Consider the following 25,154-nt stretch of genomic DNA (forward strand, 5'->3'; position numbering starts at 1 on the left):
CCTACTCGCAGGACAGTCTCGATGAGGTGGCCAGAAGGCTGAACGAACGTCCCAGGAAGACGCTGCACTTCCAAACGCCGGCTCAGCAATTTGAAAGATGTGTTGCGATGACAGATTGAATCCGCAGGCGTTTGCAGTCCTTCGCTATCTCGAAAGTGATGACCGCCGCTCAGGCTGAGCGTTGGCGGAGCCACACGAGAACGAGTAGCGGCGGTCAGTGAGAATAGGTGGCGGCGCTCAATGAGAATGGATGGCGGCGACTGATGAGAATGAGCGGCGGCGATGGTAAAAATACTCAGTTGTTTGCCAATCGCCAAGCCAAAGGACGCAACGCATGGCGCTTTGTATGGCTGCGTTTCCCCGGCGATGACTATTGGATCCGCGCCGCCGAGTGCCGAGCGCGCTTTGAAAATCTGCAGCAACAGCGGTCTACCACCGACTCCACAATGTCCAAGACGGTCTAATCTACCGTGGGCGACGGACTAATTCGGTCTATGAGTTTCCTGCGAAAGTCGAGTTCAGTCTAAAAAATCCGACGTGCCGGCGATTCTGGACCCGTTTAGACCGAACTCGCCTCGTTTCAGACAAATTAGACTGATCGTAAAAAAGGGCTCCCCCTGCGGGTCCAAGTACTAACCCTGCAGCTTCAGCTTGCGCTCGTCTACGCGGCTCCGCGTAGATCGCGCTCAGGCAGCCCTCGCGTCGCGCGCGTTCAGCGGGCACACCAGCGGCAGGAATTGCTGGCGGCGTGGCGAGTAGGCCATCAACGCGCCGCTCTGCAGGTCGAAGTACCAGCCGTGCAGCTTGAGCTTGCCCTCGTCGACGCGGCGCTGCAGCCACGGATAGGTCAGCAGATTGTCCAGCGACAGCAGGATGCTGGCTTGCTCGCAAGCGTGGTGCTGCTCGGCGCTGCTGTGATGCGCCAGGTCGCGCCGCACGCGCTCGGCCACCGGCTGGGCGATGCGCATCCACTGGCCGACGAAATCGGTCTCGCGCTGCGCCGGACGCGGCGCCAGCAACGCGCGGATGCCGCCGCAGCCGGCATGGCCCAGCACGATCACCCGCTCCACTTCCAATTCGCACACGGCGAACTCGATCGCCGAACTGACACCGGCCGACGCGGTCGGCGTGCACGGCGGCACCAGGTTGGCGATATTGCGCACCACGAAAATGTCGCCCGGATCGCTGCCAGTCAGCAGCACCGGATCGACCCGCGAATCGCAGCAGCCGATCAGCAGCGTGCGCGGGCGCTGGCCCGTACGCAAGGTGCCGTAAGGGCTGTCGCTGTTGTTGAAATACTGCTGTTGAAAGCGGCCAAAGCCGCTGATGAATTTTTCGATGTCTTCCATGATAGTCCCTCAGGCCGCGCAGCGGCGCAGCGCCGTTACGTCAAGCACCTGGACCTTGCGGCCCTTAAAGGTGATCATATGCTGCGTGCTCAGGTCGGCCAGGATGCGCGAGAAATGTTCGGGCGTCAGGTTCAGGCGCGAGGCCAGCACGGCCTTGGTGGCCGGCAGCGTCAGTTGGCCGCCCTCTTCCTCCGGCAGTTCCTTGAGCAGATAGCCCGCCACGCGCTGGGTGCCGGAGCGCAGCGAGAACGACTCCATGTCGCACATCAGGCTGTGCATGCGCTGGCTCAGGCCGGCCAGCATCTTGCAGGCGAATTCGGGATCGTTGTGGATCTCGCGGTAGATGGCCGGCTTGGCCACGTGCAGCAGCAGTGTGTCCTCGGTGGCCGTGGCCGAGACGATGTAGGGGCTGCCCATGAACATCAGCGCCTCGCCGAAGCTCTGGCCGGGGCCGATCAGCTCGATCACCTTCTCGCAGCCCGCCAGCGAGGTGAACGCCAGCTTGACCTGGCCATACACCACCTGGTGAAAGCCGATGCACGGATCGCCGCGCTGGAAGATGGTGTCGCCCCGCTCCACCCGCACCTCGGTGGTGCCAAGCGCGATGCGCGCCAGCTCCTCGGCGCCCATCGAGTTAAACAGCGGCACCCGGGCCAGGAAGGCTTGTACCTTGATTTTGTTCTTTTCCATGGCCGTAGCCCTCAAATGGTTCGCGAATACCGCAGCGGCTGCGGCCCTTCGACTGGCGGCGCGTGCAGGTAGCGGTCGAACGCCATGCAGATATTGCGTATCAACAGGCGCCCACGCATCTTCACGCGCAAGCCCTTGCTGCCGATGCACAGCAGTCCTTCGTCCTCCAGCGGCTTCAGGCGCTCCAGCTCGGGCGCGAAATACTCGGCCGCGCTGACGCCTTCGGGCAGCGCCAGGCTGGCGTAGTCCAGCTCGAAATCGCACATCAGCTGGCCGATCACGGCCCGGCGCAGCATGTCGTCCTCGGTCAGCACGATGCCGCGTGAGATCGGCAGCTCGCCCTTGTCCAGACGCTCGTAGTAGGCCGACAGCACCTTCTCGTTCTGGCTGTAGCTGGCGCCCACCGCGCTGATGGCCGACACGCCCAGCGCCACCATCGGCGCGTCCGCGTGCGTGGAATAGCCCTGGAAGTTGCGCTGCAACTTGCCTTCGCGCTGGCTGCGCGCCAGGTCGTCGTCCGGCAGCGCGAAGTGGTCCATGCCGATGTAGACATAGCCCGCTTCCGTCAGCCGCTCGATGCACAGGCCCAGCATGGCCAGCTTGGTGTCCGGGTCCGGCAGGTCGTCGCTGGAAATGAGCCGCTGCGACTTGAACAGCTGCGGCATGTGCGCGTAGTTGTAGACCGCGATGCGGTCCGGCCGGGCGGCCACGATCTTGTCCAGCGTCGGCCCGAAGCTGGCCACGCTTTGCAGCGGCAGGCCGTAGATCAGGTCCACGCTGATCGAGCGGAAGCCACAGTCGCGCGCGGCCTGCAGCACAGCCATCGTTTCCTCATACGACTGGATGCGGTTGACCGCCTGCTGCACCGCCGGATCGAAGTCCTGGATGCCCAGGCTGACCCGGTTGAAGCCCTGGCGCCGCAAGGTGGCGATGCGCTCTGGCGTGACCGTGCGCGGATCGACCTCGATGGAAAACTCGCCCTCCTCGTCCGGCGCGAACTCGAAATGCCCGCGCAGCTTGGCCAGCAATTCGCTCATCTGCTCGTCGCTCAGGTAGGTCGGCGTGCCGCCGCCAAAGTGCAGCTGGTCCACGCGCCGGTGGCCGGACAACAGGCCCGCCTGCAACGCGATCTCGCGGTACAGGTAGTCCAGGTACTCGACCGCCTTTTCCTTGTCCTGCGTGATGATCTTGTTGCAGCCGCAGTAGTAGCACAGCGACGCGCAGAACGGGATATGCACGTACAGCGACATCGGCACGGCCGGATCGACGCTGGCGACGGCGGCGCGGTACTGCTCCGCGCCGAAGCCGCCGCCGAAGCGGTCGGCCGTCGGGTAGGAGGTGTAGCGCGGCCCCATCTGGTTCAACTTGCGCACCAGCGCGGCGTCGAATTCAACGGAAGGGGTCAGGGCGATCACTCTGGCGGATGGCATGGTTTAACTCCGATTAGCAAGGCATGGCCGCGTTCTTGCGGGCGTAGCACCACCAGGTGATGGCGATGCAGCTGACATAGAACGCGATGAAGCACCACAGGGCGGCGTCGGGACCGCCGGTCATGGCGATCGAGGTACCGTAGCTCTTTGGAATGAAGAAGGCGCCGTAGGCGGCCACGGCCGAGGTGAAGCCCAGCACGGCTGCGCCTTCCTTGTTGGCGTCGATGATGGCTTGCTGCTGCACGGCGGCAGGCTGGCCTGCTGCGGCGCGTTGACGTTCGGTCAGGAAGATCACGGGGATCATGCGGAAGGTCGAGGCATTGCCGACGCCGGTGCCGGCGAACAGCAGCATGAACATCCAGAAGAAGCCGGTGAAGTTGCCGCCCGTGCCGCCATGCGGCAGGAAGGTGATGACGCCATACACGGCGGCGATCATGGCCGCGAAGGTCCAGACGGTCACGCGGGCGCCGCCCAGCTTGTCGGAGATGATGCCGCCCACGACACGGGCCAGCGCGCCGACCAGGGGGCCGAGGAAGGCGTATTGCAGCGGATTGACATCGGGGAACTGGGTCTTGATCAGCAGCGGGAAGCCGGCCGAGTAGCCGATGAACGAGCCGAAGGTGCCGGTGTAGAGCCAGCACATCAGCCAGTTGTGCTTGCGCTTGAAGATCACGGCCTGGTCGGCGAACGAAGCCTTGGCCGAGGCCAGGTCGTTCATGCCGAACCATGCCAGCAGGCTGCTGACGGTGATGAACGGCACCCAGATGAAGCCGGCGTTCTGCAACCACATGGTGGTGGTGTGGCCAGCCTTGGTGGCGGTCTGCGCGTCGCCGCCGATGGCGCCGAACACGCTGGCGGTGATCACCAGCGGCACGACGAACTGCACCACCGACACGCCCAGGTTGCCCAGGCCGGCGTTCATGCCCAGCGCATAGCCCTTCTGGGCTTTAGGGAAGAAGAAGCTGATGTTGGCCATCGACGAGGCGAAGTTGCCGCCGCCGAAGCCGCACAGCAGCGCCAGCGCCAGCATGGTCGGGTAGCCGGTGGTGACGTCCTGCACCGCGAAGCCGATGCCGATGGCCGGGATCAGCAGCGAGGCGGTGGAAATGGTGGTCCACTTGCGGCCGCCGAAGATCGGCACCATGAAGGAATAGAAGATCCGCAGCGTGGCGCCGGACAGGCCGGGCAAGGCCGTCAGCCAGAACAGCTGGTTGGTGCTGTACTGGAAGCCGATGGCGGGCAGGTTGACCACCACCACGCTCCACACCATCCACACCGCGAAGGCCAGCGCCAGCGCGGGAATCGAAATCCACAGGTTGCGGTTGGCGGTGCTGCTGCCGCCGCTGCCCCAGAACGTGGGGCTCTCAGGCTCCCACGTGTTGATCATATATTTGCTCATTATTTTCTCCTTGAATAATTGGGGCTCAGGCGGCGGCCGCGCCGGCCAGCGGCTGCGGCGCCGCCGTTGGGCGGAACGAGTAATGCATCCAGACCAGCGAGACGCAGACGGTGCCGTACAGCAGCATGAAGGCGCTTGAACGCACACCGGTCAGGTCCAGCAGCGCGCCGAACATGATCGGCAGCACGAAGCCGCCCAGGCCGCCGGCCAGGCCGACCACGCCGGACACGGCGCCGATGTTGTCGCTGAAATCGTCACCGATGAATTTGAAGACCGAGGCCTTGCCGATCGCCATGGCGGTGCCGACGATGAACAGCAGGCCGGTGAACATCCATGGCGACAGGGCCAGGCTCAGCTGCAGGTCGCCGTGGGTGGTCTTGACGATCATCGCGGTTGGCGGATACGACAGCAGGAAGAAGCAGATCCAGCACACCCACATCACCCACCAGGTGACCTTGTAGGCGCCGTAGCGGTCCGAGATCCAGCCGCCCAGCGCGCGCAGCACGCCGCCCGGCAGCGAGAAGCAGGCGGCCAGCAGCGCGGCCAGGCGCAGGTCGAAGCCGTATTCGCCGACGTAGTATTTGGTCATCCACAGCGCCAGGCCGACGTAGCCGCCGAACACCACCGAGTAATATTGGCAATAGCGCCATACGCGGCGGTCCTTCAGCACTTTGAGCTGCTCCGAGAACGGCACGCTGGCGCCGCTCTGGTGCGACGGGTCGGTGGCCGAGAACACCCAGAACAGCAGCGCCGTGACCAGCATGGCGATGGCGTACACGGTGGGCAGCGCTTGCCAGCCCCAGGCCGCGATGATGGCGGGGGCGACGAACTTGGTCAGCGCCGAGCCGGAATTGCCAGCGCCGAAGATGCCCATCGCCAGGCCGCGCCGCTCACGCGAGAACCAGCGCGCCACGTACGGCGTGCCGACCGAGAACGAGCCGCCGGCCAGGCCGATGAACAGGCCCAGCACCAGGAACTGCCAGTAGGCGGTGGCCAGGCCGACCAGGTAGATGGCCGGCACGGTGGCCAGCATCAGCAGGAAGAACACGATGCGGCCACCGTATTTGTCGCACCAGATGCCCAGCGGGACACGCACCAGCGAGCCGCTCAGCACGGGCATGGCGGCCAGCAGGCCGAATTCGGTTTCATTCAGGCCGAGCATCTTCTTGATGGGGATGCCCAGCACGGCGAACATCATCCAGATCGCGAAACAGATCGTGAACGATACGGTGCTGCTCACCAGCACCTGTACTGCTTTGTTATTGTTAGACACTTTCAATCTCCTGACGGACATGGGGATGGCATCAGCGTAAGCGTTGCGGCGGCGCCCGGCTATCGGCAGGACGGCCAGAACGGCAAGGCAATCAGGCTAGCGCCCTAGTCCGAAAGAACTAGGCCGGGAGCAGGCCGGCCGCGGCGCCGGGCGCGGCGCCGGCGTCGGGTGGACAGGTCAGGTCGGCCAGCGTGACCGCGTCCAGCGCCGTCAGGTAGGCGCCCACGGCCCGGCCCAGCATGCCCTGCACGCAGCAGCGGCCCGCATACACGCAGGTGGCGCGGCGGGCGTCGAAGCAATCGGCCATGTGGAAGTCCGGCTCGCTGGCCCGCACCACCTCGCCGATGCGGATCGCCTCAGGCGCGCGCGCCAGCGTGATGCCGCCGTGCCGCCCGCGCACGGTGCGGATCACGCCGGTCAGGCCCAGCTCATACACCACCTTGGTCAGGTGGTGCTTGGACATGCCGTGGCGTTCGGCGATTTCGGCGATGGTCACCAGCCGGTCGTGCTGGCCAGCCAGGTAAATCAGGGTGCGCAGGGTGTAGTCGGTGAAGGCGGTCAGGCGCATGGTCAGCTCCAGTGAAGACGGCAGCGCCATTATTCATGCATCCAAAATATTTGTTCATAACTTGGATCAAGAAAAACTGGAATCGAATATACATGTTTAAACGGCGCGCCTAGAATCGGCCCTGTCGATCCGGTCCCTGCCGGTTCGCGCACCACTCCCATCAAGCCAACAATAAGGAACCATGCCATGCACGCCACACGCAAGCTCTGGACCTGGCTCGCCGTCATCTGCGCCCTCTCCTTCGCCGTCCTCGGCTGGGTGGGTGCGGAAATCTACCTGACCGCGCCGCCCATCCCCAAACACATCATCAGCGCGGACGGCAGCATGCTGTTCGACGAAGGCCAGGTCGACCGCGGCCAGCAGGCCTGGCTGTCGGCCGGTGGCCAGCAGCTGGGCACCGTCTGGGGCCACGGCAGCTATGTCGCCCCCGACTGGTCGGCCGACTGGCTGCACCGCGAAGCGCTGGCCCTGCGCCAGATCTGGGCCAAGCGCGACTTCGGCGCCAACTTCGACGACCTGAGCAAATCCAACCAGGCGGCGCTGAACGCGCGGCTGAAGGAAGAAATGCGCCGCAACACCTATGATTCGGGCCGCGACACCATCGTGCTGTCGGTCGACCGCGCCGCCGCCGTGCGCGAAGTGGCACGCCATTACATGGACCTGTTCGGCGACAACCGCGCGCTGGACCATCTGCGCGAACAATATGCGATGAACGCCAACTCGCTGCCCGATCCGGACGACCTGAAAGCCTTGCCGGCCTTCGTGTTCTGGTCGGCCTGGGCCGCCGGCACCGACCGTCCCGGCTCGGTGGACCTGAGCTACACCAGCAACTGGCCGCATGAGCCGCTGATCGACAACCGTCCAAGCGCCGGCGCCGGCATCTGGTCGATCGCCAGCATCATCCTGATGATCGGCGCCATCGCCGCCATGGTCATGTTCCACTCGGCCGCCAAGGAAGAAGCCGATCCTGTTCCACCGAAAACCGATCCGCTGTTCAACCTGAAGCCTACGCCATCGATGTTGGCGACCAAAAAATACTTCTTCGTCGTCATCGGCCTGATCCTGGCCCAGGTCGGCATGGGCGTCATCACCGCCCACTACGCGGTCGAAGGCCACAGCTTCTTCGGCTACCCGCTGGCGCAGATCCTGCCGTTCGTGGTCAGCCGCACCATCCACACCCAGTTCGCCGTGCTGTGGATCGCCACCGCCTGGCTGGCCACCGGCCTGTACATCGCACCGGCCATCTCCGGCCACGAGCCCAAGTTCCAGAAACTGGGCGTGAACGTGCTGTTCTACGCGCTGCTGTTCATCGTGGTTGGCTCGACCGCCATGGGCTGGCTCGGTTCGCTGCAACACAAGGGCAGCGCCTTCGCCTTCTGGATCGGCAACCAGGGCCTGGAATTCACCAGCATGGGCCGCATCTGGCAAATCCTGCTGTTCATCGGCCTGCTGTTCTGGGTCACGCTGCTGGGCCGCGCGCTGTGGCCTGCGCTGGTCAAGAAGTCGGAAAGCCGTGGCCTGATCGTCATGGTGTTCCTGGCCGCGCTGTGCATCGGCGGCTTCTACGCCACCTCGCTGACCTGGGGCCAGCACACCCACTACTCGATGATCGAATACTGGCGCTGGTGGCTGGTGCACCTGTGGGTCGAAGGCTTCTTTGAAGTGTTCGCCACCGCCGTGATCGCACTGCTGTTCACCCGCCTGGGCCTGATCCGCGCCGCGACCGCCAACAGCGCCATCGTGCTGGAAACCATCGTGTTCCTGTTCGGCGGCATCCTGGGCACGCTGCACCACCTGTACTTCACCGGCACGCCGACCTTCGTGATCGCCATCGGCGCCATGTTCTCGGCGCTGGAAGTGGTGCCGCTGTCGATGATCGGCGTCGAAGCCTGGCGCAACTACCAGCGCTCGAAGGCCGCGCCATGGGTCAGCACCTACAAGTGGTCGATCCTGTGCTTCATCGCGGTCGGCTTCTGGAACACCGTCGGCGCCGGCCTGCTGGGCTTCTCGATCAACACCCCGATCGCGCTGTACTACATGCAAGGCCTGAACATGACCGCGGCCCACGGCCACGCCGCGCTGTTCGGTGTGTACGGCATGCTGGGCATCGGCCTGCTGCTGTTCTGCCTGCGCGGCCTGTGCGAGCGCATGGCCTGGTCGGACGCGCTGCTCAAGGCCATGTTCTGGTGCCTGAACATCGGCCTGGCGATGATGGTGTTCATCTCGCTGGTGCCTGCCGGCCTGTATCAAGCCTGGGCCAGCGTCAGCACCGGCATGTGGTTCGCCCGCTCGCCTGAGGTGATCCACTCCAAGCTGATGGAGACCCTGGTCTGGCTGCGCGTACCGGGCGACGTGGTGTTCGCCATCGGCACGCTGTTCCTGGCGCTGTTCGCCTGGCGCCTGCTGACCGCACGCCGCGCCCGCCTGGAGGCGGTGGCCGCCGACCGCGCCTGATCGACTTTACCGCGGGGCGCCCCGGGCGCCCTGCTTTCTCATACAAGGAGTTTCACCATGTCCCACGATTGTTCCCAGCCGACCATCCCCGACGGCATCTATCCGTTCGACGCCCGTGGCGTGGCCCGCCGCCTGCGCCACGCCGCCATCTTCGGCGCGCTTGATTCGCTCCACCCCGGCGAGATCATGCGCTTCTGTAACGACCACGACCCGCTGCCGCTGCTGGCCCAGATCCAGCACCGCTACGGCCCGCGCGTGCAGGCCGCCTACCTGGCGCGCGAAGCCGGCCACGTGGTGATCGACTTTCTAGTTACTACGCACTAGTCATCCGGTAGGCACTGTGTCGTATTTCCGAAATTCCATAATCTAAGTCAAAGAAATTTCCGTTTTGTTCCCATAGCATGGACTCGCACTCAGACATGGGTGCGACCCACCAACTACAAGGCGACATAAAAATGAAAACGCAATTGAAACTGGTAGCGGCCGGCCTTGCCAGCGCCGTACTCGCCATGAGCCACGTGACAGCGGCCACCCCGTCCGAAACCGCTCTGCCGACCATCACCCAAGAACTGCTCGCCCCGCCGCTGCTGCCGCCGCCGATCACCCGCAAGACGCCGGCCAAGGTTGTGGTGAACCTGACCGTCGAGGAAGTCGAGCGCGAAATCGCCCCCGGCAGCCGCTACACCTTCTGGACCTTCGGCGGCACCGTGCCAGGCAAGATGATCCGTGTGCGCGAAGGCGACACCGTCGAACTCCACCTGCTCAACCTGCCCGACAACAAGCTGCCCCACAATATCGACCTGCACGCCGTGACCGGCCCGGGCGGCGGCGCCGCGCAAACCCTGATCGCCCCCGGCAACGAAGCGACCTTCACCTTCAAGGCGCTGGCCTCCGGCCTGTACGTGTACCACTGCGCCACCGCGCCGGTCGGCATGCACGTGGCCAACGGCATGTACGGCATGATCCTGGTCGAACCCAAGGAGGGCATGGCCCCGGTCGACCGCGAATACTATGTGATGCAGGGCGACTTCTACACCAGCGGCGCCTACCGCGCGCCCGGCCTGCAGGGCTTCGACATGCAGAAGGCCATCGATGAAAAGCCTACTTATGTAGTATTTAACGGCGCGGACGGCGCCCTGACCGGCGCCAACGCGCTGACCGCCAAGGCCAACGAGAAAGTGCGGATGTACTTCGGCGTCGGCGGCCCCAACATCACCTCCAGCTTCCACGTGATCGGCGCCATCTTCGACCGCGTCTACACCGAGGGCGGCACCCACTACCAGGAAAACGTGCAGACCACCATGGTGCCTGCCGGCGGCTCGACCATCGTCGAATTCACGCCGCGCGTGCCGGGCAACCTGACGCTGGTCGACCACTCGCTCACGCGCGCCTTCAACAAGGGCGCCATCGGCCTGCTGGCGGTGAGCGGCCCGGACCGGCCTGAGATCTACAGCAAGGGCATCAAGAAGCCGCTGGCCGGCGCGGCCGCCGCCGCCCCCGCAGCGGCCAAGCCAGCCGCCGCCAAGCCCGCTCCGGTGGTGGCCGACCGCGCCCAGCAACTGCGCGGCAAGGCCGTCTACGACAGCAACTGCTCGGCCTGCCACCAGCCTGACGGCAAGGGCGTGGCCGGCGTGTTCCCGCCGCTGGCCAATTCCGACTTCTTCCAGCAACGTCCGTATGAAATGGCGCACATCGTGCTCAACGGACGCAATGGCGAGATCGTCGTCAATGGCGAGCACTACAACGGCGTGATGCCGCCGCAGGACCTCAGCGATGACGACATCGCCGCCGTGATCAACTACGTCGGTGTCGAGCTGAACAAGGGTACGCCTGCGGTCACGCCGGCCCAGGTGCGCGACATGCGCAAATCGCGCCAGCCATGAACGGGCGCGCCGCGATCCGCAGTGTCCTGCTGACGCTGGCCGTGCTGGCCGGCGACGGCATGGCCGGCGATGCCGACTACCGCGCCATCGCCGGCGGCACGCTGCGCAGCGTGCTGCCCGCCGATGGCGTGGCGTCGCCCGCGATCGTGGCGCCCTATCTGCTGCGCACCCGGCTGGTGACGAACGCGGAATTCTCCGCCTTCGTGCAACACGCGCCGGAATGGCAGCGCGGGCAGGTGCCTGCGCTGCTGGCCGCGCCCAGCTACCTGTCCGGCTGGAGCGGCGCCACCGATTTCAAACCACTGGCCGCCGACGCGCCGGTGGTGCATGTGGGCTGGTTCGCCGCGCAGGCGTATTGCGCCTCCGAAGGCGGCCGCCTGCCGCGCTGGTACGAATGGGAGTTCGCGGCAGCCGCCGACGACCATCGCGCCGACGCCCGCGACGACCCGGCCTGGCTGGCCCACATCCTCGGCTGGTACGCCGACGCCGGCAAGCAGCCGCCGCACAGCGTGGCAACCGGCCAGGCCAACTACTACGGCATCCACGACCTGCATGGGCTGGTGTGGGAATGGGTCGAGGACTACAGCGGCCTGTTCGTCAATGCCGACAGCCGCGCCAGCGGCGACCAGAAACTGCTCGACTACTGCGGCGGCGCCGCGCTGTCGCTGGCCGACCGCCGCAATTACGCCGTACTGATGCGCCTGGCCCTGCTGTCCGCGATGGACGCGCGGCAGGACGGCGCCAACCTGGGCTTCCGCTGCGTGCGCGAGCCCGCCCCTCACGAACAAGGATCACGACCATGAACTACCTCGCTCCCCTGCGCCGCGCCGCCCTGGCCGCCGCGCTGCTGCTCCCCATGTACGCCTGGTCGGCCGCCGCGCTGCCCGGCAATTCCGTCTACCGCCTCGACGCCACGCTGACCGACGCCGCCGGCCAGCACTTCGCCCTGCACGACATGGCCGGCACGCCGGTGCTGATCACCATGTTCTACGGCGACTGCCACGCGGCCTGCCCGGTCATCATCGAGACGCTCAAGCGCACCGTGGCCGCGCTGGGACCGGACGGCAAGCGCGTGCGCGTGCTGATGATCAGCCTGGACCCGAAACACGACACGCCGGCCTCGCTGAGCAGCCTGCTGATGATGCACCAGCTCGACCCGGCCCAGTTCCGCCTGGTGGCGGCCGGCAGCGACAGCCAGACCCGGGCGCTGGCCGCCACGCTCAACATCAAGTACCGCGTGCTGGAAAGCGGCGAGATCAACCACACCACCCGCATCGCGCTGCTCGACGCCAACGGCACCGTGCAGGTCGACACCACCCGGCTCGACGCCGATCCCGACCCCGCGTTCGTCAAGCAGGTGGCCGCGCTGATCAAGTAAAGTTGGTTACTTACGGGGGCTGATCGGCGGGTATAATCCCGCCCACCGACCAACCCACGTCAAAGGAACCTTCGTGAAACGTACGCTAGTCAGCGCCGCCTGCTGCGCCCTGCTCGCCTTTTCCACCCCGCTGCTGCATGCCCAACAGGCGTCCGGCATCGACCTGAAATCCCTGGACACGGCCATCCGCCCCCAGGATGACTTCTACGGCTACGTCAACGGAGTCTGGACCCGCAACACCGACATCCCGGCCGACAAATCGACCTGGGGTACCTACATCGAGCTGCGCGAAACCGCGCAAGGCCAGCTGCGCACGCTGATGGATGCGGCCGTCAAGCATCCCGGCAAGCCGGGCAGCGACGCGCACAAGATCGCCGACCTGTACACCAGTTTCATGAATGACAAGGCGCGCAACGCCGCCGGCTTCAAGCCCTTGCAGTCCGACCTGGCCCACGTGGCCGCGCTCAACGACAAGAAGGACCTGCCGGCGCTGCTGGCCTACCTGCAGCGCAGCGGCATCCAGACGCCGTTCTCGGCCCACATCGCGCCGGACGCACAGGATCCCGAGCACTACACGATCAACGTCAGCCAGTCCGGCCTGGGCCTGCCCGACCGCGACTACTACCTCAAGGACGACGACGCCAAGCTCAAAGGCGTACGCGCCAAGTACCTGGCGCACATCGAAACCATGCTGGCCATGAGCGGCGACAAGGAAGCCGCCGCCCACGCGGCCCAGGTTCTCGACGTCGAGACCCGCCTGGCCGCCGCGCAGTGGACCCGCGTGCAGATGCGCGATCCGGTCAAATCCTACAACCGCGTGGCGTTCGACCAGTTCGCCGCGCTGGCGCCGGCCTTCGACTGGCCAGCCTACTTCAGCGCGGCCGGCCTGGCGCCGAAGGAATCGTCGGCCGTGGTGCGCCAGCCAAGCTTCCTGACCGGCTTTGCCGACGCCGTGGCCAACGTGCCGCTGGCATCGTGGAAGAGCTACTTCAACTGGCGCATCATCGAGAGCTACGCCTCCTACCTGGACAGCGCCACCGTCAAGGAACGCTTCGCCTTCGAGGGCACGGTGCTGCGCGGCGTGCCGCAAAGCGAACCGCAATGGCAACTGGCGCTGCGCTTCACCGACGGCGCGCTGGGCGACGCGGTCGGCAAGCTGTATGTGCAGAGGTACCTGCCGCCGGAGACCAAGCCGCGCGTGATGGCCATGTTCAACAACTTCGTGGCCTCGTTCAAGGACGGCATCGACAAGCTGGACTGGATGGGCCCGGAGACCAAGAAGGAAGCGCAGCTCAAGCTGGCGGCCCTGAAGCCGAACATCGCCTATCCGGAAAAATGGCGCGACTACAGCGCCATGAAGACCCAGCCGAACGACCTGGTCGCCAACGTCCGCTCGGCGCGCGCGTGGAGCCGGGCGCGCAACCTGGAAAAACTGGGCAAGACGGTGGACCGTGAGGAATGGTCGATGACGCCGCAAACCGTCAACGCCAGCTACAACCCGTCGCTGAACGCGATCACGATCCCGGCCGCGATTTTGCAGCCGCCGTTCTTCAACGTGAAGGCCGAGGACGCGGTCAACTACGGCCTGCTGGGCATCACCTTCGGCCACGAGATCAGCCACGCCTTCGACGACTCCGGCAGCCAGTACGACGCCAAGGGCCGCCTGCGCAACTGGTGGACCGTGGAAGACCGCACCGCCTTCAAGGCGCGCGCGGCCGGCCTGGTCAAGCAATACGGCGCCTACAGCCCGGTGCCTGGCTACTTCATCAACGGCGAGCTGACGCTGGGCGAGAACATCGGCGACAACTCGGGCCTGTCGATCACTTATAAAGCGTATCAGCGCTCGCTGGGCGGCAAGCCATCGCCGGTGCTGGACGGCCTGACCGGCGAGCAGCGCCTGTACATCGGCTTCGCCATGAAATGGCGCGCCAAGCTGCGTCCCGAGGCGGCGATCGCGCAGATCAAGAGCGATCCGCATTCGCCTGGCGAGTTCCGCGCCAAGGGCACGGTGATGAACCAGCCCGGCTTCTACGAAGCGTTCGGCATCAAGCCGGGCGATCCAATGTACCTGCCGCCGGAACAGCGCGTCATCATGTGGTAAGCGCGTAGCGCCTCCATGTCCCGTCGTTCCCGCTCGCGCGGGGATGGCGAACATCCATAGGAGAACAATTTGTTGAACAACCCCGCGGCCATCAAGACGGATTTCTTGAGCGGCCTGACCGTCGCGCTCGCGCTGGTGCCGGAAGCCATCGCCTTCGCGCTGATCGCGCATGTCAGCCCGCTGACCGGTCTCTACGCAGCCTTCTTTATCTGCATCATCACCTCGCTGACCGGAGGCAGGCCCGGAATGATCTCGGGCGCGGCGGGAGCGTTGGCCGTGGTGATGGTGAGCCTCGTCGTCCAGCATGGCGAGGAATACCTGTTCGCGAGCGTCATCCTGATGGGAGCCATCCAGCTGCTGTTCGGCGCGCTCCGGCTGGGCAAGTTCATACGGATGGTGCCGCATCCTGTGATGCTGGGCTTCGTCAACGGCCTGGCCATCGTGATTTTCCTGGCGCAGTTCGGCCATTTCAAGATGGATGGCGCCTGGATGGCGCAGCGGCAGTTGTTGGTCATGGCCGGACTGATCGGGCTGACCATGGCGATCATCTACCTGCTGCCGAAACTGACGACGGCGATCCCGTCGGCCCTGGCCGCCATCCTGGTGGTGGCCGCGCTGGTCGCGGGCCTGGGTATCGAAACCAAGACCGTGGGGGACATGGGATCGATCGCCGGAGGATGGCCGCACTTCCATATTCCGGCCGTGCCGCTGACGCTGGAAACGCTCACCATCATCCTGCCGTATTCACTGATCCTGGCCGCCATCGGCCTGATGGAATCACTGCTGACGCTGAACCTGATCGACGCCATGACCGGCACCCGTGGCCAGCCCAACCGTGAATCGATGGCCCAGGGCGCCGCCAACTTCGTCGCCGGCTTCTTCGCCACGATGGGAGGCTGCGCGATGATCGGCCAGAGCATGATCAACATTAACAACGGCGCGCGCATGCGGCTGTCCGGGATCGTGGCGGCGGTCTTCCTGCTGGCCTTCATCCTGTTCCTGTCGCACTGGATCGAGATGATACCGGTGGCGGCCCTGGTCGGGCTGATGTTCGTGGTGTGCGAAAAGACGTTTGAATGGGGCAGCCTTCAAACGCTGCGCAAGATTCCGCGCCAGGACGCGGTGATCGTGGTCGGCGTCACGATCATCACGGTATTGACCGACCTGGCCGTCGCGGTCTTGTGCGGCGTGGTGTTTGCCGCGCTGGTGTTCGCCTGGCAGCACGCCAAGCAGATTTCGGCGCGGGTGCGCACCGATGATCTGGGCTGGCGGGTCTACGAACTGAAGGGCAGCCTGTTCTTCGCCTCCACCGCCAATTTCGCCGAACTCTTCACGCCCGATGGCGACCCGCAGCATGTCGTCATCGAGTTCCGGGATGCGCGCGTGGTCGATCACTCCGCGATCGAGGCCATCGACGCCGTCGCGGCGCGCTACCAGCAGGCCGGCAAGACCCTGCACCTGCGCCACCTCAGCCCGGACTGCCTGGAACTTCTCGGCAGGGCCAAGCAAATGGTCGAAGTAAACCAGTTCGAGGATCCGCACTACCACATCGCCGACAACAAGCTCGGCTAAGCGGCCAAGCGAAGCACGCCAGCCAGCTCAACGCAAGCGCAGGCGCGTCACGACCGGGAAGTGGTCGGATGGGTAGCGCGCGTCGACCGAGTCGGTCAGGACGGCGTAGCGCAGCACCTGCCACTGCGGGCTGAGGAAGATGTAATCGATGCGCTCGCGCGCCGGCCTGGTGACGTCGAAGTCGTTGAACGTCGCCACCGGTCCATACGGGGGCGTCTGGCTGATGCCCCTTGCATCGCGCAGCGCGGCGCCGATGGTGGCGTAGGCTTCGCTGTCCGGGGTGCTGTTGAAGTCGCCCATCACGATCAATGGCAATGCCCCCGCCAGCGCGCGGCCGCGTTGCAGCAGCAACTGCGCCGACTCGCGGCGCGCCACAACGCCTTCATGATCGAAATGCGCGTTCAGGACGACGAACACCTGGCCGGTGGGTTTGTCGCGCAGGCGCGCCCAGGTCGCGATGCGCTTGCAGCAGCGCGCATCCCAGCCCAGCGACGGCTTCTCGGGCGTGGCGCTGAGCCAGAAGTCGCCGTGGTCTTCCAGCGCGAAGCGCGCGCTCCGGTAGAAGATGGCCGAGTGTTCGCCGGCGTCCCGGCCATCGTCGCGGCCGGCGCCGACGCGCGCAAAATCGCCCAGCGCGTCCAGATCCTTCAATTGATTGGCCAGGCCCTCCTGCGTGCCCCAGAGATCGAACTCGTGGTAGCGCACCAGCGCGCGCACCGCGTCACGGCGGGCCGGCCAGACGTTCTTGCCATCGTCGGGATTGTCGTAGCGGAGATTGTAGGTGGCCACATTCAGGTCGACCTGGGCAAAGGCCATCGGAGCGAGCAAGAGCAAGAGCAAGGCAAAGCGACGCATGGAACTCCCTTCGAAAAGTGAAGCCGCATTCTAGCACCGGCGCAAAGCAACACTTGGGGTCAAGTCTGACATTCGGACACGAGCTCTGCTGTAAGCGACACTACAGCAGAGCTCGTGTCCGAATGTCAGACTTGACCCCATTCTGTTTAGTTGCCTGCCCAGACACCTGAGTCGTACATCAGCCGCATGGAGTAATTGAGCTGAAGGGTTTGATTGCCGCCGCATTTTATTTCAGTCTGTTTGCCAGACGGCGCTACCACGTGGATTGACGAATCCCCTCTAAGCGCGTCAAACAGCGTATAGCCGTAACCGTTGTTTGTGAACTCGACCGATGCGTCGCCGCTTCCGTAGGAGTTGTAGACAAACACTCCCAGCGGCGATCTCTTCTCAGCCGGGTACGTCAACGCGAGCTTGCCGTGGTCGAAAGCCCGGTACTGCATGTACCCGGTCGTGCGAGTCACCTCATGCGACGAACACAGCGAATATACCCGCTTGCCTGTCTCGCAGGTCCACAACGTGATCTCGTCCTTGGCACAGAGCGGGCTTTGCTGATATTCGTCCTTGTACTGCGCCCAGGTGGCGGTTGTGATCGATGATACCGGCGCGTGATCTTGTGCAAGCACCGGCACCGATATCACAGCCAGCAAAGCTAGCGCATTCTTCATCATTTCTAATTCCCGAACTATTCCGTCGTTTAGATCAAGTATGGTCGATGCGACCCTGTCGTTTGTCGCCACACGATACAAGCTCATCAATACTGCCACAAGGGCAATCCAGATCATGGAATTTGAAAATCACGCTGACTTTGATTGACGACACCATATCTAGTGCCTAACCTATCGAAACCAACTAGATATGGGATCAAGGAGAAAGCATGCAAGGATTGTTTCATACGCAGATCACCAAACGCGACGGCAGCGAGCAGGCTTTCGCGCTGGAGAAGATCGAAGCCGCGCTGCTCAAGGCCGGCCGCGCCAGCGGCGAGTTCGACGCCCGCGAGGCCGCCCAGCTGACCGAGTGCACGCTGCTGCACCTGTCGTCGCTAAGTCCCGAGGATGCGCTGACGGTCGAGCTGGCACAGGACACCGTCGAGCGCGTGCTGTACGACGCCGGCTACCGCAAAACCCTGCGCGCGTATGTGGTCTACCGCGAGCAGCACGCCAAGCTGCGCCAGGACCGCCACTCGCTGGTCGACGTCGCCGCCTCCATCAACGAATACCTGGACCGCCAGGACTGGCGCGTCAACGCCAACGCCAACCAGGGCTATTCGCTGGGCGGCCTGATCCTCAACGTCTCGGGCAAGGTGATCGCCAATTACTGGCTCAACCACGTCTATCCGCCCGAAGTGGGCCGCGCCCACCGCGAAGCGGACATCCACATCCACGACCTCGACATGCTGGCCGGCTACTGCGCCGGCTGGTCGCTGCGCACGCTGCTCAACGAGGGCCTGAACGGCGTGCCCGGCAAGGTCGAATCGAGCCCGCCGCGCCACATGTCCAGCGCCATCGGCCAGATCGTCAACTTCCTCGGCACGCTGCAGAACGAATGGGCCGGCGCGCAGGCGTTCAGCTCGTTCGACACCTACATGGCGCCGTTCATCCGCAAGGATAGCCTGAGCTATCCCGAGGTCAAGCAGTACATGCAGGAGCTGATCTACAACCTCAACGTGCCGTCGCGCTGGGGCACCCAGACGCCGTTCACCAACCTGACCTTCGACTGGGTCTGCCCGGAAGACCTGCGCGAGCAGATCCCCCACATCGCCGGCGTGGAAATGCCGTTCGCCTACGGCGACCTGCAAGCCGAGATGGACATGATCAACCAGGCCTACATCGAGATCATGATGGCGGGCGACGCCAAGGGCCGCGCCTTCACCTTCCCGATCCCGACCTACAACATCACCGAAGACTTCGTGTGGGACAGCCCGAACGCCGAGCGCCTGTTCGAGATGACGGCGCGCTACGGCCTGCCCTACTTCCAGAACTTCATCAACTCCGAGCTCAAGCCGAACATGATACGGTCGATGTGCTGCCGCCTGCAGCTGGACCTGCGCGAGTTGCTCAAGCGCGGCAACGGCCTGTTCGGTTCGGCCGAGCAGACCGGCTCGCTGGGCGTGGTGACGATCAACTGCGCGCGCCTGGGCTACCTGCACCGCGGCGACGAAGCCGGCCTGCTGGCCGCGCTGGACCGCCTGCTGGAGCTGGGCCGCGACAGCCTGGAGATCAAGCGCAAGGTGATCCAGCGCCACATGGACAACGGTCTGTTCCCGTACACCAAGCGCTACCTGGGCACGCTGCGCAACCACTTCTCCACGCTGGGCGTGAACGGCATCAACGAGATGGTGCGCAACTTCGACCCGAGCGGCGAGCACGACATCACCACCGAATGGGGCCGCGCGCTGGCGCTGCGCCTGCTGGACCACGTGCGCGCGCGGATGGTCGAGTTCCAGGCCGAGACCGGCCACATGTACAACCTGGAAGCCACGCCGGCCGAGGGCACGACCTACCGCTTCGCCAAGGAAGACCGCAAGCGCTACCCGGCCATCCGCCAGGCGGGCACGGCGGAGATGCCCTACTACACCAACTCGTCGCAGCTGCCGGTCGGCTACACCGACGATCCGTTCGAGGCGCTGGAGCAGCAGGATGCGCTGCAGCGCAAGTACACCGGCGGCACCGTGCTGCACCTGTACATGACCGAGGCGCTGTCGAGCGCGGACGCCTGCCGCCAGCTGGTGCGCCGTTCGCTGAGCCGCTTCGGCCTGCCGTACATCACCATCACGCCGACGTTCTCGATTTGTCCCAAGCATGGCTACCTGAACGGCAGCCATCAGTATTGCCCCAAGTGCGACGCCGACCTGCTGGCGCGCAAACAGGCCGCCACTGCCTGATTTTTCAACCCACCTCAATCAAGGAAACGACATGAACAATCTGCCTCAAGCCACCATCGCCGAACTCGACAACGCCGAACGCCAGCCTTGCGAAATCTGGACCCGCGTGATGGGCTACCACCGTCCGCTGGCCTCGTTCAACATCGGCAAGCAGGGGGAATTCCACGAGCGTAAATTCTTCAGCGAAGCCGCCATCAACGCCGGCCGCTAAGATGGGACGCGCCACGCTCAAGGTGGGCGGCTACACGCCGTTCAGCGCCACCGAATATCCAGGCCTCCTGTCGGCCGTGATATTCGTGCAGGGCTGTCCGTGGCGCTGCGGCTACTGCCACAATCCGCACCTGCAGCCGCGCACCGGCGACAGTCCGCTGCCGTGGGACGGCATCCTGGCCGCGCTGAAGCGGCGCGTGGGCTTGCTGGACGCGGTGGTGTTCTGCGGCGGCGAGGCCACGATGGACCCGGCGCTGGGCGACGCCATCGCCCAGGTGCGGGCGCTGGGCTTCCGCATCGGCCTGGAGACGGCCGGCATCTACCCGGACCGGCTGGCCAGCGTGCTGCCGCTGGTGGATTGGGTGGGGCTGGACGTCAAGGCGCCGTTCTCGCTGTATCCCGTGGTGACGGGCGTGGCGGGCAGCGGCGATCCGGTGCGGACCAGCATCGCCGCAGTGCAGGCCAGCGGCGTCGAGTACGAGTGCCGCACCACCGTGCATCCGTCGCAACTGCCGCCGACGCAACTGGTTGCGCTGGCTCGGGCCTTGTCCGCGCTGGGCGTCGGGCATTACGTGCTGCAGGAGTTCCGCCCCACCGGCTGCCAGGACGACGCGCTGGTGACCAGCGCGGTCGCCGGCTATCCGGGCGAAGAGCTGCTGGAACGTATCAAGCCACTATTCCCCCGTTTCAGCGTACGCCGCAACCACTAAGCCGCTACGCCAGCTGGCCCGGCATTCGGTTCAAAACCGCCGTGGCCAGCGCCGGGCCACATGCTGCACCCGCAGGATCTCGACTACGTCCCCACGTACTCTGTACGGAATAATGTAGTTGGAGTGAATGACCAACTCGCGAGTACCGGCCACTCGGCCGGGCCGTCCCATGCTGGGGAATTGAGCCAAACTGTTTGTCTTCGCCTGAATCTCCAGCACAAACGACCGTGCACGTTCGGCGTTATCCTGCTCAATGTACTCCACGATGGCAACAAGATTGGCCAGCGCAGTTCTGGTCCATTTAACCGCCATATTTTTCGAAGAAGGACTTTACTTCGCTGGCATTCGCGAACTCACCGCGATCCGCTTCCGCAATGCCCTCCTCGATGTCCCGGATTTGCCAGGACTCGGTCTCCAGGTAATGCCGGAGTGCGGCCACGGTGATTGCGCTCTTGTTGCGGCCGGTCGTCTGAATCAGCTTATCAAGCTGACCGGCAAGATCTGCCGGGAGGCGAACAGTCATTGCCTTGTCAGTGCTTGGTTTCTTGATTTTCATCGGAGTAAAGTGACCATGTAAAACGTAATCGGTGTACGTATTATAGTCACAAAGCCGACGCGATCCGGACTAAGCCCGCGTGCGCCGGCCTGGCAGGCTGTCGAACAGGCGGGTCAGGGCTTGCTTGCCCAGTTCCGACATCGGCAGCGCGATCGCGTCCATCGTGTTCTTCACCAGCAGACCCAGTTCCGTGTCGCCCTGCATCGACAGGCGGCGCGAGAAGAACAGCGTGTCCGGGTCCTGCTCGCGGCGGGCCAGCGCGATGAAGTCTCGGGTGCAGGCGCCGATGTCCAGGTCCGGCACGCCATCCGCGCGCATCGGCGCGAAGCCCTGGTCGCGCCAGGTGAAGTCGAACGCCACGCCGGCATCGCTGACGCTCACGCGCATGTGCTTGCCGCGCAGGCTGGCGCGCACGTCCTCAGGCAGGTGCGGACGCAGCACCAGGTTCAGCGCCGCCACGCACAGCAGCGCGCCAGGATAGGCCGGCAGCAGCCTACCGAACGCCGCCAGCGGCGCCGGCAATGGCCGCGCGCCGCCTTGCTGGGAATTGGTTATGGTAGTCATCATGCTGCGTCCTCCATGCGATATTCAAGTCCGGGTTTGCCGTACCAGTAGCCGTTGCAGGCGGCCGCCGGCAGCAGCGCTTCCATGGCCTGCGCGGTCGGCGTGGCCTGCGAGGCGCCGCCGCGCGCTGCGTCAAACGCCGCGATGATCTGCGGCATGTGCTGCGATTGCGGGCTCAGCCGCGCCACATCGACGCCCATCGCGCTCATCTCTGCCATCTCGCCCACCAGGTTGTACACCAGCGCGGACTGGCTCTGGATGCCGCTCAGCACCAGGAACTCCTGCTTCTCGCGGGTGCGCATCATCAGGCCGTCCGGATGGTCGATGCAGCTGAAGCGGCAATCGTCCTTGGGCAGGTTGCGGTTGCGCGCCGTGAAGCAGCGCGCCGAGAACGCCAGCGGCATGCGGCCGAAGGCGAACACCTCAGTCTCCATGCCGGCCGGACGCCCGTTCTGCATGTGGCCCAGGCCGGTGCGGCTCATCTCCAGCGGCATCACCCAGCGCCGCGCGCCCAGCTCATGCATCAGCTGCAACGTTGGCGGGTTATAAATGTTCAGGTGCGGACCGGCGATGAAGCCGCCCTGCCCGGACACCAGCTGCACCGCGCCCATGTCGTTGGCCTCGATCTGGTAGTGGCCGTTGGCCGCCAGCCGGCGCTGGGCGCCGAAATCGGCGCTGGACTCGATCAGCGCCAGCGAGGACAGCACCACCTCCTTGCCGCGGTCGGCCAGCATGGCGGCCACGGCCAGCCAGTCGGCGGCGCGCAGCTCGTGGCGGCGCGAGCACACGGTCTCGCCGAGGTAGACGATATCGACCGGCGTCTCGGCGATCTGTTCGTAGAATTCCATCACTTGGGCGCGCGGCCAGTAGTAGAGCAGCGGCCCCAGGGCTAATTTCATCATTGTGACTCCAGTTTCATTTCCACGAGCGGTGGTAGGCGCCCAGCGTGTGCTGCTGCCCCTCCGCCAAGGTATTCAGTTCCGACATCCAGCCCGGCTTGACCGAGTAGCGCGCGGCGTTGCCCAGGCACTGGTCGAGCGCCTCGCGCCACACGCGCGTGACCTGCGCCACATAGGCCGGGCTGCGCTGGCGGCCCTCGATCTTGACCGCGCGCACGCCCATCTCCAGCAGCTGCGGCAGCAGTTCCAGCGTGTTCAGGCTGGTCGGCTCCTCGACCGCGTAGTAGGTCTCGTCCTCGACCTCGAAGCGGCCCTTGCACAGCGTCGGATAGCTGGCGTTCTCGGTGGGCGTGTAGCGGTCGATCATCACGCCGTTCAGGCGCGACTCCAGGCCGTTGGCATTCTGCTGCCAGCGCACCGCCTTGGCCGGCGAGCACACGCCGTGGGTGTTGGGCGACTCGCCCGTCACGTAGGACGACAGCGCGCAGCGCCCCTCGACCATCACGCACAGGCTGCCGAAGCCGAACACTTCGATCTCGACCTCGGTGTTCTTGACCACATGCTCCACCTGGGCCAGCGACAGCACGCGCGGCAGCACCGCGCGGGCGATGCCGAAGTGCTTGTGATAGAAGTTGATGGCCTCGGCGTTGGTGGCCGAGCCCTGCACAGACAGGTGCAGGCGCAGCGACGGATGATGGTCGCAGGCGTAGCGCATCAGGCCGGGGTCGGCCAGGATCACGGCGTCGACGCCGGCCGCGGCGGCGCGGTCGATGGCGGTGCGCCACAAGTCGGTGGCGTCCGGTTGCGGGTACGTGTTCAGCGCCAGCAGCACCTTGCAGCCGCGCTCGTGCGCGTAGGCGATGCCGGTGGCGATGGCGGCGTCGTCGAAATTGAGGCCGGCGAAATTGCGCGCATTGGTGGCGTCGCGGAAGCCCAGGTAGACGCAGTCGGCGCCCAGGTCGACGGCCGACTTGAGCGCCGGCAGGCTGCCGGCCGGGCACACCAGCTCGATGGGCCGCGTGGCGGGGGAAACGGGGGAGTCGGTTCGATTCATGTGGTGAAAAGGCACGGGTAATTAATCATGGCCAAACGGCGAACGAACTGTATCCCGCCGTCAACCTGAAAATCCTTGATGTGAATCAAAGAAATTCAGCTTGCTCGAATGGGACAATGCTCCACAGCACATAACCAAGGAATCGAGATGAACAAGATCGCCACCTACATGGACCGCGAACACCGCCGCTGCGATGAGCAATACGCCGTGGCCGAAGCGGCCATCGCCCGCAAGGACTGGGACATGGCCGAGGACGATTTCGCCGCCTTCCTGCGGATGTTCGAGCTCCACCTGGACAAGGAAGAGCGCGTCCTGTTCCCGCGCCTGGACCGCGCCATGGGCAATGCCTACGGCCCGACCGCCGTCATGCGCGCCGAGCACGGCCACATGCGCGACACACTGTGCGAGATGAGCGCCGCCCTCACCCGCCGCGACGCCGAGGACTTCTTCGACAACGCCGACACGCTGCGCGTGCTGATGCACCAGCATAACCTGAAGGAAGAAGGCATCCTCTACCCGCACGCCGACCGCGCGCTGGTGGACCAGGCCGACGCCATCATCGCCAGCATGGACAGCCTGGCGCTGGCCGAAGCCGGGAGCCCGGCATGAGCGCCGCGCTGGAGCACGAAGGCAGCGCGCGCCTGCTGGACGTGGGCGGCATGGAGCCGCCGGAGCCGATGGTGCGCATCCTCGACGCGCTCGACACGCTGGGTCCGGACGAGCGCCTGCGCGTGCTGATCGACCGCAATCCCATCCCGCTGTACCGCGTGCTGCAGCGCTACGGCTACGACTACCGCACCACGCAGCTGGAAGACCTGCGCTTCGAAGTGCTGATCTGGCTGGTGCCGGACGCGCCCTCCGCATGAAACCCCTCGACGCCCCCCGGCGCGCGCTGTCGTTCGACGACAATCCGCCGCTGTCGCTGCCGCTGCGCTTCTTCCTCAGCGCCCCGCTGTTCGCGGCGCTGGCGGCCGCGCTGCTGGCGTGGCAGGGGCCGGACGCGCTGCTGAGCCGGTGGTCGCCGCACACCCTGGCGCTGACGCACCTGATGGTGCTCGGCTGCCTGAGCATGACGATGATCGGCGCGCTGATGCAGATCCTGCCGGTGGTGGCCGGCATCACCGTGCCGCGCGCCGGCGCGGTCGGCGCCGCCGTGCACGCCGGCCTGTGCGCGGGTACGCTGTTGCTGGCATCCGCCTTCTGGCTGGAGCAAACCTGGTTGTTCCGCGGCGCGATGGCGCTGCTGCTGGCGACACTGCTGCTGTTCCTGGGCGCCTGCACGGTCGGCATGTGGCGCCAGCACGCGCCCGGCGCCGGCGCGGTCA

General features: G+C 65.3%; 26 protein-coding genes and 1 pseudogene. 13 read left to right on the forward strand and 14 right to left on the reverse strand.

What is annotated here, in order from left to right; genetic code table 11:
• The 7 genes from GTP90_RS36690 to GTP90_RS29270 form a co-directional block, all read right to left on the reverse strand.
• Nucleotides 1–422, reverse strand: a 422-nt coding sequence (locus GTP90_RS36690) for a hypothetical protein (protein ID WP_217432042.1), incomplete at its 3' end; no start/stop codon positions are given.
• A 264-nt stretch (nucleotides 423–686) separates the two neighbouring features.
• Entirely contained in the window at nucleotides 687–1,349 is a 663-nt protein-coding gene (locus GTP90_RS29245) for a carbonic anhydrase (protein WP_161086809.1), read from the reverse strand.
• 9 nt (nucleotides 1,350–1,358) lie between these two features.
• The gene (locus GTP90_RS29250) at nucleotides 1,359–2,039 is read right to left on the reverse strand and encodes a Crp/Fnr family transcriptional regulator (RefSeq protein WP_161086810.1); all 681 of its coding nucleotides are present in this window, start codon (nucleotides 2,037–2,039) and stop codon (nucleotides 1,359–1,361) included.
• An 11-nt stretch (nucleotides 2,040–2,050) separates the two neighbouring features.
• Complete coding sequence (gene hemN, locus GTP90_RS29255; RefSeq protein ID WP_161086811.1) at nucleotides 2,051–3,469, reverse strand: oxygen-independent coproporphyrinogen III oxidase; 1,419 nt, start codon at nucleotides 3,467–3,469, stop codon at nucleotides 2,051–2,053.
• 13 nt (nucleotides 3,470–3,482) lie between these two features.
• Entirely contained in the window at nucleotides 3,483–4,868 is a 1,386-nt protein-coding gene (locus tag GTP90_RS29260; RefSeq protein ID WP_161086812.1) for a NarK family nitrate/nitrite MFS transporter, read from the reverse strand.
• 25 nt (nucleotides 4,869–4,893) lie between these two features.
• Nucleotides 4,894–6,162: an MFS transporter gene (locus tag GTP90_RS29265; RefSeq protein WP_161086813.1), complete on the reverse strand. Its 1,269-nt coding sequence runs from the start codon at nucleotides 6,160–6,162 to the stop codon at nucleotides 4,894–4,896.
• Between the two features lie 97 nt (nucleotides 6,163–6,259).
• Nucleotides 6,260–6,709 carry an RrF2 family transcriptional regulator gene (locus GTP90_RS29270; protein WP_161086814.1) on the reverse strand — a complete coding sequence of 150 codons (450 nt, stop codon included), beginning with the start codon at nucleotides 6,707–6,709 and terminating at the stop codon, nucleotides 6,260–6,262.
• 186 nt (nucleotides 6,710–6,895) lie between these two features.
• Between GTP90_RS29270 and GTP90_RS29275 the strand changes: the two genes are divergently transcribed.
• From GTP90_RS29275 to GTP90_RS29305, 7 genes are all read left to right on the forward strand, one after another.
• On the forward strand, nucleotides 6,896–9,163 hold the full coding sequence (locus GTP90_RS29275; protein WP_161086815.1) for a nitric-oxide reductase large subunit: 2,268 nt from the start codon (nucleotides 6,896–6,898) through the stop codon (nucleotides 9,161–9,163).
• Between the two features lie 57 nt (nucleotides 9,164–9,220).
• Nucleotides 9,221–9,487 (forward strand): DUF2249 domain-containing protein, encoded by a 267-nt coding sequence (locus GTP90_RS29280; RefSeq protein ID WP_161086816.1) that lies wholly within the window; start codon nucleotides 9,221–9,223, stop codon nucleotides 9,485–9,487.
• A 131-nt stretch (nucleotides 9,488–9,618) separates the two neighbouring features.
• Complete coding sequence (gene nirK / locus GTP90_RS29285) at nucleotides 9,619–11,046, forward strand: copper-containing nitrite reductase (RefSeq protein ID WP_161086817.1); 1,428 nt, start codon at nucleotides 9,619–9,621, stop codon at nucleotides 11,044–11,046.
• Nucleotides 11,043–11,849 (forward strand): formylglycine-generating enzyme family protein, encoded by an 807-nt coding sequence (locus GTP90_RS29290; RefSeq protein ID WP_161086818.1) that lies wholly within the window; start codon nucleotides 11,043–11,045, stop codon nucleotides 11,847–11,849. The genes nirK and GTP90_RS29290 overlap by 4 nt, the downstream gene beginning before the upstream one ends.
• Nucleotides 11,846–12,424, forward strand: a complete 579-nt coding sequence (locus tag GTP90_RS29295) for an SCO family protein (RefSeq protein ID WP_161086819.1) — start codon at nucleotides 11,846–11,848, stop codon at nucleotides 12,422–12,424. The genes GTP90_RS29290 and GTP90_RS29295 overlap by 4 nt, the downstream gene beginning before the upstream one ends.
• Nucleotides 12,425–12,497: 73 nt before the next feature.
• On the forward strand, nucleotides 12,498–14,525 hold the full coding sequence (locus GTP90_RS29300) for a M13 family metallopeptidase (RefSeq protein WP_161086820.1): 2,028 nt from the start codon (nucleotides 12,498–12,500) through the stop codon (nucleotides 14,523–14,525).
• A 69-nt stretch (nucleotides 14,526–14,594) separates the two neighbouring features.
• Nucleotides 14,595–16,097, forward strand: a complete 1,503-nt coding sequence (locus tag GTP90_RS29305; protein ID WP_161086821.1) for a SulP family inorganic anion transporter — start codon at nucleotides 14,595–14,597, stop codon at nucleotides 16,095–16,097.
• Nucleotides 16,098–16,124: 27 nt separating this feature from the next.
• On the opposite strand, the gene GTP90_RS29310 is transcribed toward GTP90_RS29305, so the two are convergent.
• Both GTP90_RS29310 and GTP90_RS29315 read right to left on the reverse strand, forming a co-directional pair.
• On the reverse strand, nucleotides 16,125–16,952 hold the full coding sequence (locus GTP90_RS29310; protein ID WP_161086822.1) for an endonuclease/exonuclease/phosphatase family protein: 828 nt from the start codon (nucleotides 16,950–16,952) through the stop codon (nucleotides 16,125–16,127).
• A 146-nt stretch (nucleotides 16,953–17,098) separates the two neighbouring features.
• Nucleotides 17,099–17,620, reverse strand: a complete 522-nt coding sequence (locus GTP90_RS29315; RefSeq protein WP_217432043.1) for a hypothetical protein — start codon at nucleotides 17,618–17,620, stop codon at nucleotides 17,099–17,101.
• A 206-nt stretch (nucleotides 17,621–17,826) separates the two neighbouring features.
• Between GTP90_RS29315 and GTP90_RS29320 the strand changes: the two genes are divergently transcribed.
• Genes GTP90_RS29320 through GTP90_RS29330 form a run of 3 tightly spaced genes read left to right on the forward strand, consistent with a single transcriptional unit; the run spans nucleotide 17,827 to nucleotide 20,756 of the window.
• On the forward strand, nucleotides 17,827–19,836 hold the full coding sequence (locus GTP90_RS29320) for a ribonucleoside triphosphate reductase (RefSeq protein ID WP_161086823.1): 2,010 nt from the start codon (nucleotides 17,827–17,829) through the stop codon (nucleotides 19,834–19,836).
• Between the two features lie 31 nt (nucleotides 19,837–19,867).
• Complete coding sequence (nrdD, locus tag GTP90_RS29325; protein ID WP_161086824.1) at nucleotides 19,868–20,047, forward strand: anaerobic ribonucleoside-triphosphate reductase; 180 nt, start codon at nucleotides 19,868–19,870, stop codon at nucleotides 20,045–20,047.
• A gap of 1 nt (nucleotide 20,048) precedes the next feature.
• Nucleotides 20,049–20,756 carry an anaerobic ribonucleoside-triphosphate reductase activating protein gene (locus GTP90_RS29330; RefSeq protein ID WP_161086825.1) on the forward strand — a complete coding sequence of 236 codons (708 nt, stop codon included), beginning with the start codon at nucleotides 20,049–20,051 and terminating at the stop codon, nucleotides 20,754–20,756.
• A 30-nt stretch (nucleotides 20,757–20,786) separates the two neighbouring features.
• On the opposite strand, the gene GTP90_RS29335 is transcribed toward GTP90_RS29330, so the two are convergent.
• The 5 genes from GTP90_RS29335 to ubiU form a co-directional block, all read right to left on the reverse strand.
• A complete protein-coding gene (locus tag GTP90_RS29335) occupies nucleotides 20,787–21,068 on the reverse strand; it encodes a type II toxin-antitoxin system RelE/ParE family toxin (RefSeq protein WP_161086826.1) in 282 nt (93 codons plus the stop codon).
• Entirely contained in the window at nucleotides 21,058–21,312 is a 255-nt protein-coding gene (locus tag GTP90_RS29340) for a CopG family ribbon-helix-helix protein (RefSeq protein WP_161086827.1), read from the reverse strand. The genes GTP90_RS29335 and GTP90_RS29340 overlap by 11 nt, the downstream gene beginning before the upstream one ends.
• Nucleotides 21,313–21,381: 69 nt before the next feature.
• Nucleotides 21,382–21,879: a ubiquinone anaerobic biosynthesis accessory factor UbiT gene (gene ubiT / locus GTP90_RS29345; protein WP_308937323.1), complete on the reverse strand. Its 498-nt coding sequence runs from the start codon at nucleotides 21,877–21,879 to the stop codon at nucleotides 21,382–21,384.
• Nucleotides 21,876–22,778: a U32 family peptidase gene (locus GTP90_RS29350; RefSeq protein ID WP_161086828.1), complete on the reverse strand. Its 903-nt coding sequence runs from the start codon at nucleotides 22,776–22,778 to the stop codon at nucleotides 21,876–21,878. Before GTP90_RS29350 ends, ubiT begins: the two co-directional genes overlap by 4 nt.
• Nucleotides 22,779–22,791: 13 nt before the next feature.
• Nucleotides 22,792–23,829 (reverse strand): ubiquinone anaerobic biosynthesis protein UbiU, encoded by a 1,038-nt coding sequence (gene ubiU, locus GTP90_RS29355; RefSeq protein ID WP_161086829.1) that lies wholly within the window; start codon nucleotides 23,827–23,829, stop codon nucleotides 22,792–22,794.
• A gap of 147 nt (nucleotides 23,830–23,976) precedes the next feature.
• Between ubiU and GTP90_RS29360 the strand changes: the two genes are divergently transcribed.
• The 3 genes and pseudogenes from GTP90_RS29360 to GTP90_RS29370 all read left to right on the forward strand — a co-directional run.
• Entirely contained in the window at nucleotides 23,977–24,438 is a 462-nt protein-coding gene (locus GTP90_RS29360; RefSeq protein ID WP_161086830.1) for a hemerythrin domain-containing protein, read from the forward strand.
• The gene (locus tag GTP90_RS29365; RefSeq protein ID WP_161086831.1) at nucleotides 24,435–24,695 is read left to right on the forward strand and encodes a DUF2249 domain-containing protein; all 261 of its coding nucleotides are present in this window, start codon (nucleotides 24,435–24,437) and stop codon (nucleotides 24,693–24,695) included. The genes GTP90_RS29360 and GTP90_RS29365 overlap by 4 nt, the downstream gene beginning before the upstream one ends.
• A pseudogene (locus tag GTP90_RS29370) lies at nucleotides 24,692–25,154 on the forward strand (permease); the annotation flags it as partial. The gene GTP90_RS29365 and the pseudogene GTP90_RS29370, both read left to right, overlap by 4 nt.

It is taken from the genome of Duganella vulcania, from assembly GCF_009857655.1.
Classification (GTDB): domain Bacteria; phylum Pseudomonadota; class Gammaproteobacteria; order Burkholderiales; family Burkholderiaceae_D; genus Rugamonas; species Rugamonas vulcania.

What these genes read in the sequence shown, in the direction of transcription:
- GTP90_RS29290 (WP_161086818.1), top strand. Translation starts at nt 11,043, where the DNA reads ATGAACGGGCGCGCCGCGATCCGCAGTGTCCTGCTGACGCTGGCCGTG.
- GTP90_RS29365 (WP_161086831.1), top strand. Translation starts at nt 24,435, where the DNA reads ATGAGCGCCGCGCTGGAGCACGAAGGCAGCGCGCGCCTGCTGGACGTG.
- GTP90_RS29320 (WP_161086823.1), top strand. Translation starts at nt 17,827, where the DNA reads ATGCAAGGATTGTTTCATACGCAGATCACCAAACGCGACGGCAGCGAG.
- GTP90_RS29350 (WP_161086828.1), bottom strand. Translation starts at nt 22,778, where the DNA reads ATGATGAAATTAGCCCTGGGGCCGCTGCTCTACTACTGGCCGCGCGCC.
- GTP90_RS29310 (WP_161086822.1), bottom strand. Translation starts at nt 16,952, where the DNA reads ATGCGTCGCTTTGCCTTGCTCTTGCTCTTGCTCGCTCCGATGGCCTTT.
- ubiU (WP_161086829.1), bottom strand. Translation starts at nt 23,829, where the DNA reads ATGAATCGAACCGACTCCCCCGTTTCCCCCGCCACGCGGCCCATCGAG.
- nirK (WP_161086817.1), top strand. Translation starts at nt 9,619, where the DNA reads ATGAAAACGCAATTGAAACTGGTAGCGGCCGGCCTTGCCAGCGCCGTA.
- GTP90_RS29270 (WP_161086814.1), bottom strand. Translation starts at nt 6,709, where the DNA reads ATGCGCCTGACCGCCTTCACCGACTACACCCTGCGCACCCTGATTTAC.
- GTP90_RS29330 (WP_161086825.1), top strand. Translation starts at nt 20,049, where the DNA reads ATGGGACGCGCCACGCTCAAGGTGGGCGGCTACACGCCGTTCAGCGCC.
- hemN (WP_161086811.1), bottom strand. Translation starts at nt 3,469, where the DNA reads ATGCCATCCGCCAGAGTGATCGCCCTGACCCCTTCCGTTGAATTCGAC.
- GTP90_RS29315 (WP_217432043.1), bottom strand. Translation starts at nt 17,620, where the DNA reads ATGATGAAGAATGCGCTAGCTTTGCTGGCTGTGATATCGGTGCCGGTG.
- GTP90_RS29265 (WP_161086813.1), bottom strand. Translation starts at nt 6,162, where the DNA reads ATGTCCGTCAGGAGATTGAAAGTGTCTAACAATAACAAAGCAGTACAG.
- GTP90_RS29295 (WP_161086819.1), top strand. Translation starts at nt 11,846, where the DNA reads ATGAACTACCTCGCTCCCCTGCGCCGCGCCGCCCTGGCCGCCGCGCTG.
- GTP90_RS29360 (WP_161086830.1), top strand. Translation starts at nt 23,977, where the DNA reads ATGAACAAGATCGCCACCTACATGGACCGCGAACACCGCCGCTGCGAT.
- GTP90_RS29280 (WP_161086816.1), top strand. Translation starts at nt 9,221, where the DNA reads ATGTCCCACGATTGTTCCCAGCCGACCATCCCCGACGGCATCTATCCG.
- GTP90_RS29250 (WP_161086810.1), bottom strand. Translation starts at nt 2,039, where the DNA reads ATGGAAAAGAACAAAATCAAGGTACAAGCCTTCCTGGCCCGGGTGCCG.
- GTP90_RS29335 (WP_161086826.1), bottom strand. Translation starts at nt 21,068, where the DNA reads ATGGCGGTTAAATGGACCAGAACTGCGCTGGCCAATCTTGTTGCCATC.
- ubiT (WP_308937323.1), bottom strand. Translation starts at nt 21,879, where the DNA reads ATGATGACTACCATAACCAATTCCCAGCAAGGCGGCGCGCGGCCATTG.
- GTP90_RS29340 (WP_161086827.1), bottom strand. Translation starts at nt 21,312, where the DNA reads ATGAAAATCAAGAAACCAAGCACTGACAAGGCAATGACTGTTCGCCTC.
- GTP90_RS29260 (WP_161086812.1), bottom strand. Translation starts at nt 4,868, where the DNA reads ATGAGCAAATATATGATCAACACGTGGGAGCCTGAGAGCCCCACGTTC.
- nrdD (WP_161086824.1), top strand. Translation starts at nt 19,868, where the DNA reads ATGAACAATCTGCCTCAAGCCACCATCGCCGAACTCGACAACGCCGAA.
- GTP90_RS29275 (WP_161086815.1), top strand. Translation starts at nt 6,896, where the DNA reads ATGCACGCCACACGCAAGCTCTGGACCTGGCTCGCCGTCATCTGCGCC.
- GTP90_RS29245 (WP_161086809.1), bottom strand. Translation starts at nt 1,349, where the DNA reads ATGGAAGACATCGAAAAATTCATCAGCGGCTTTGGCCGCTTTCAACAG.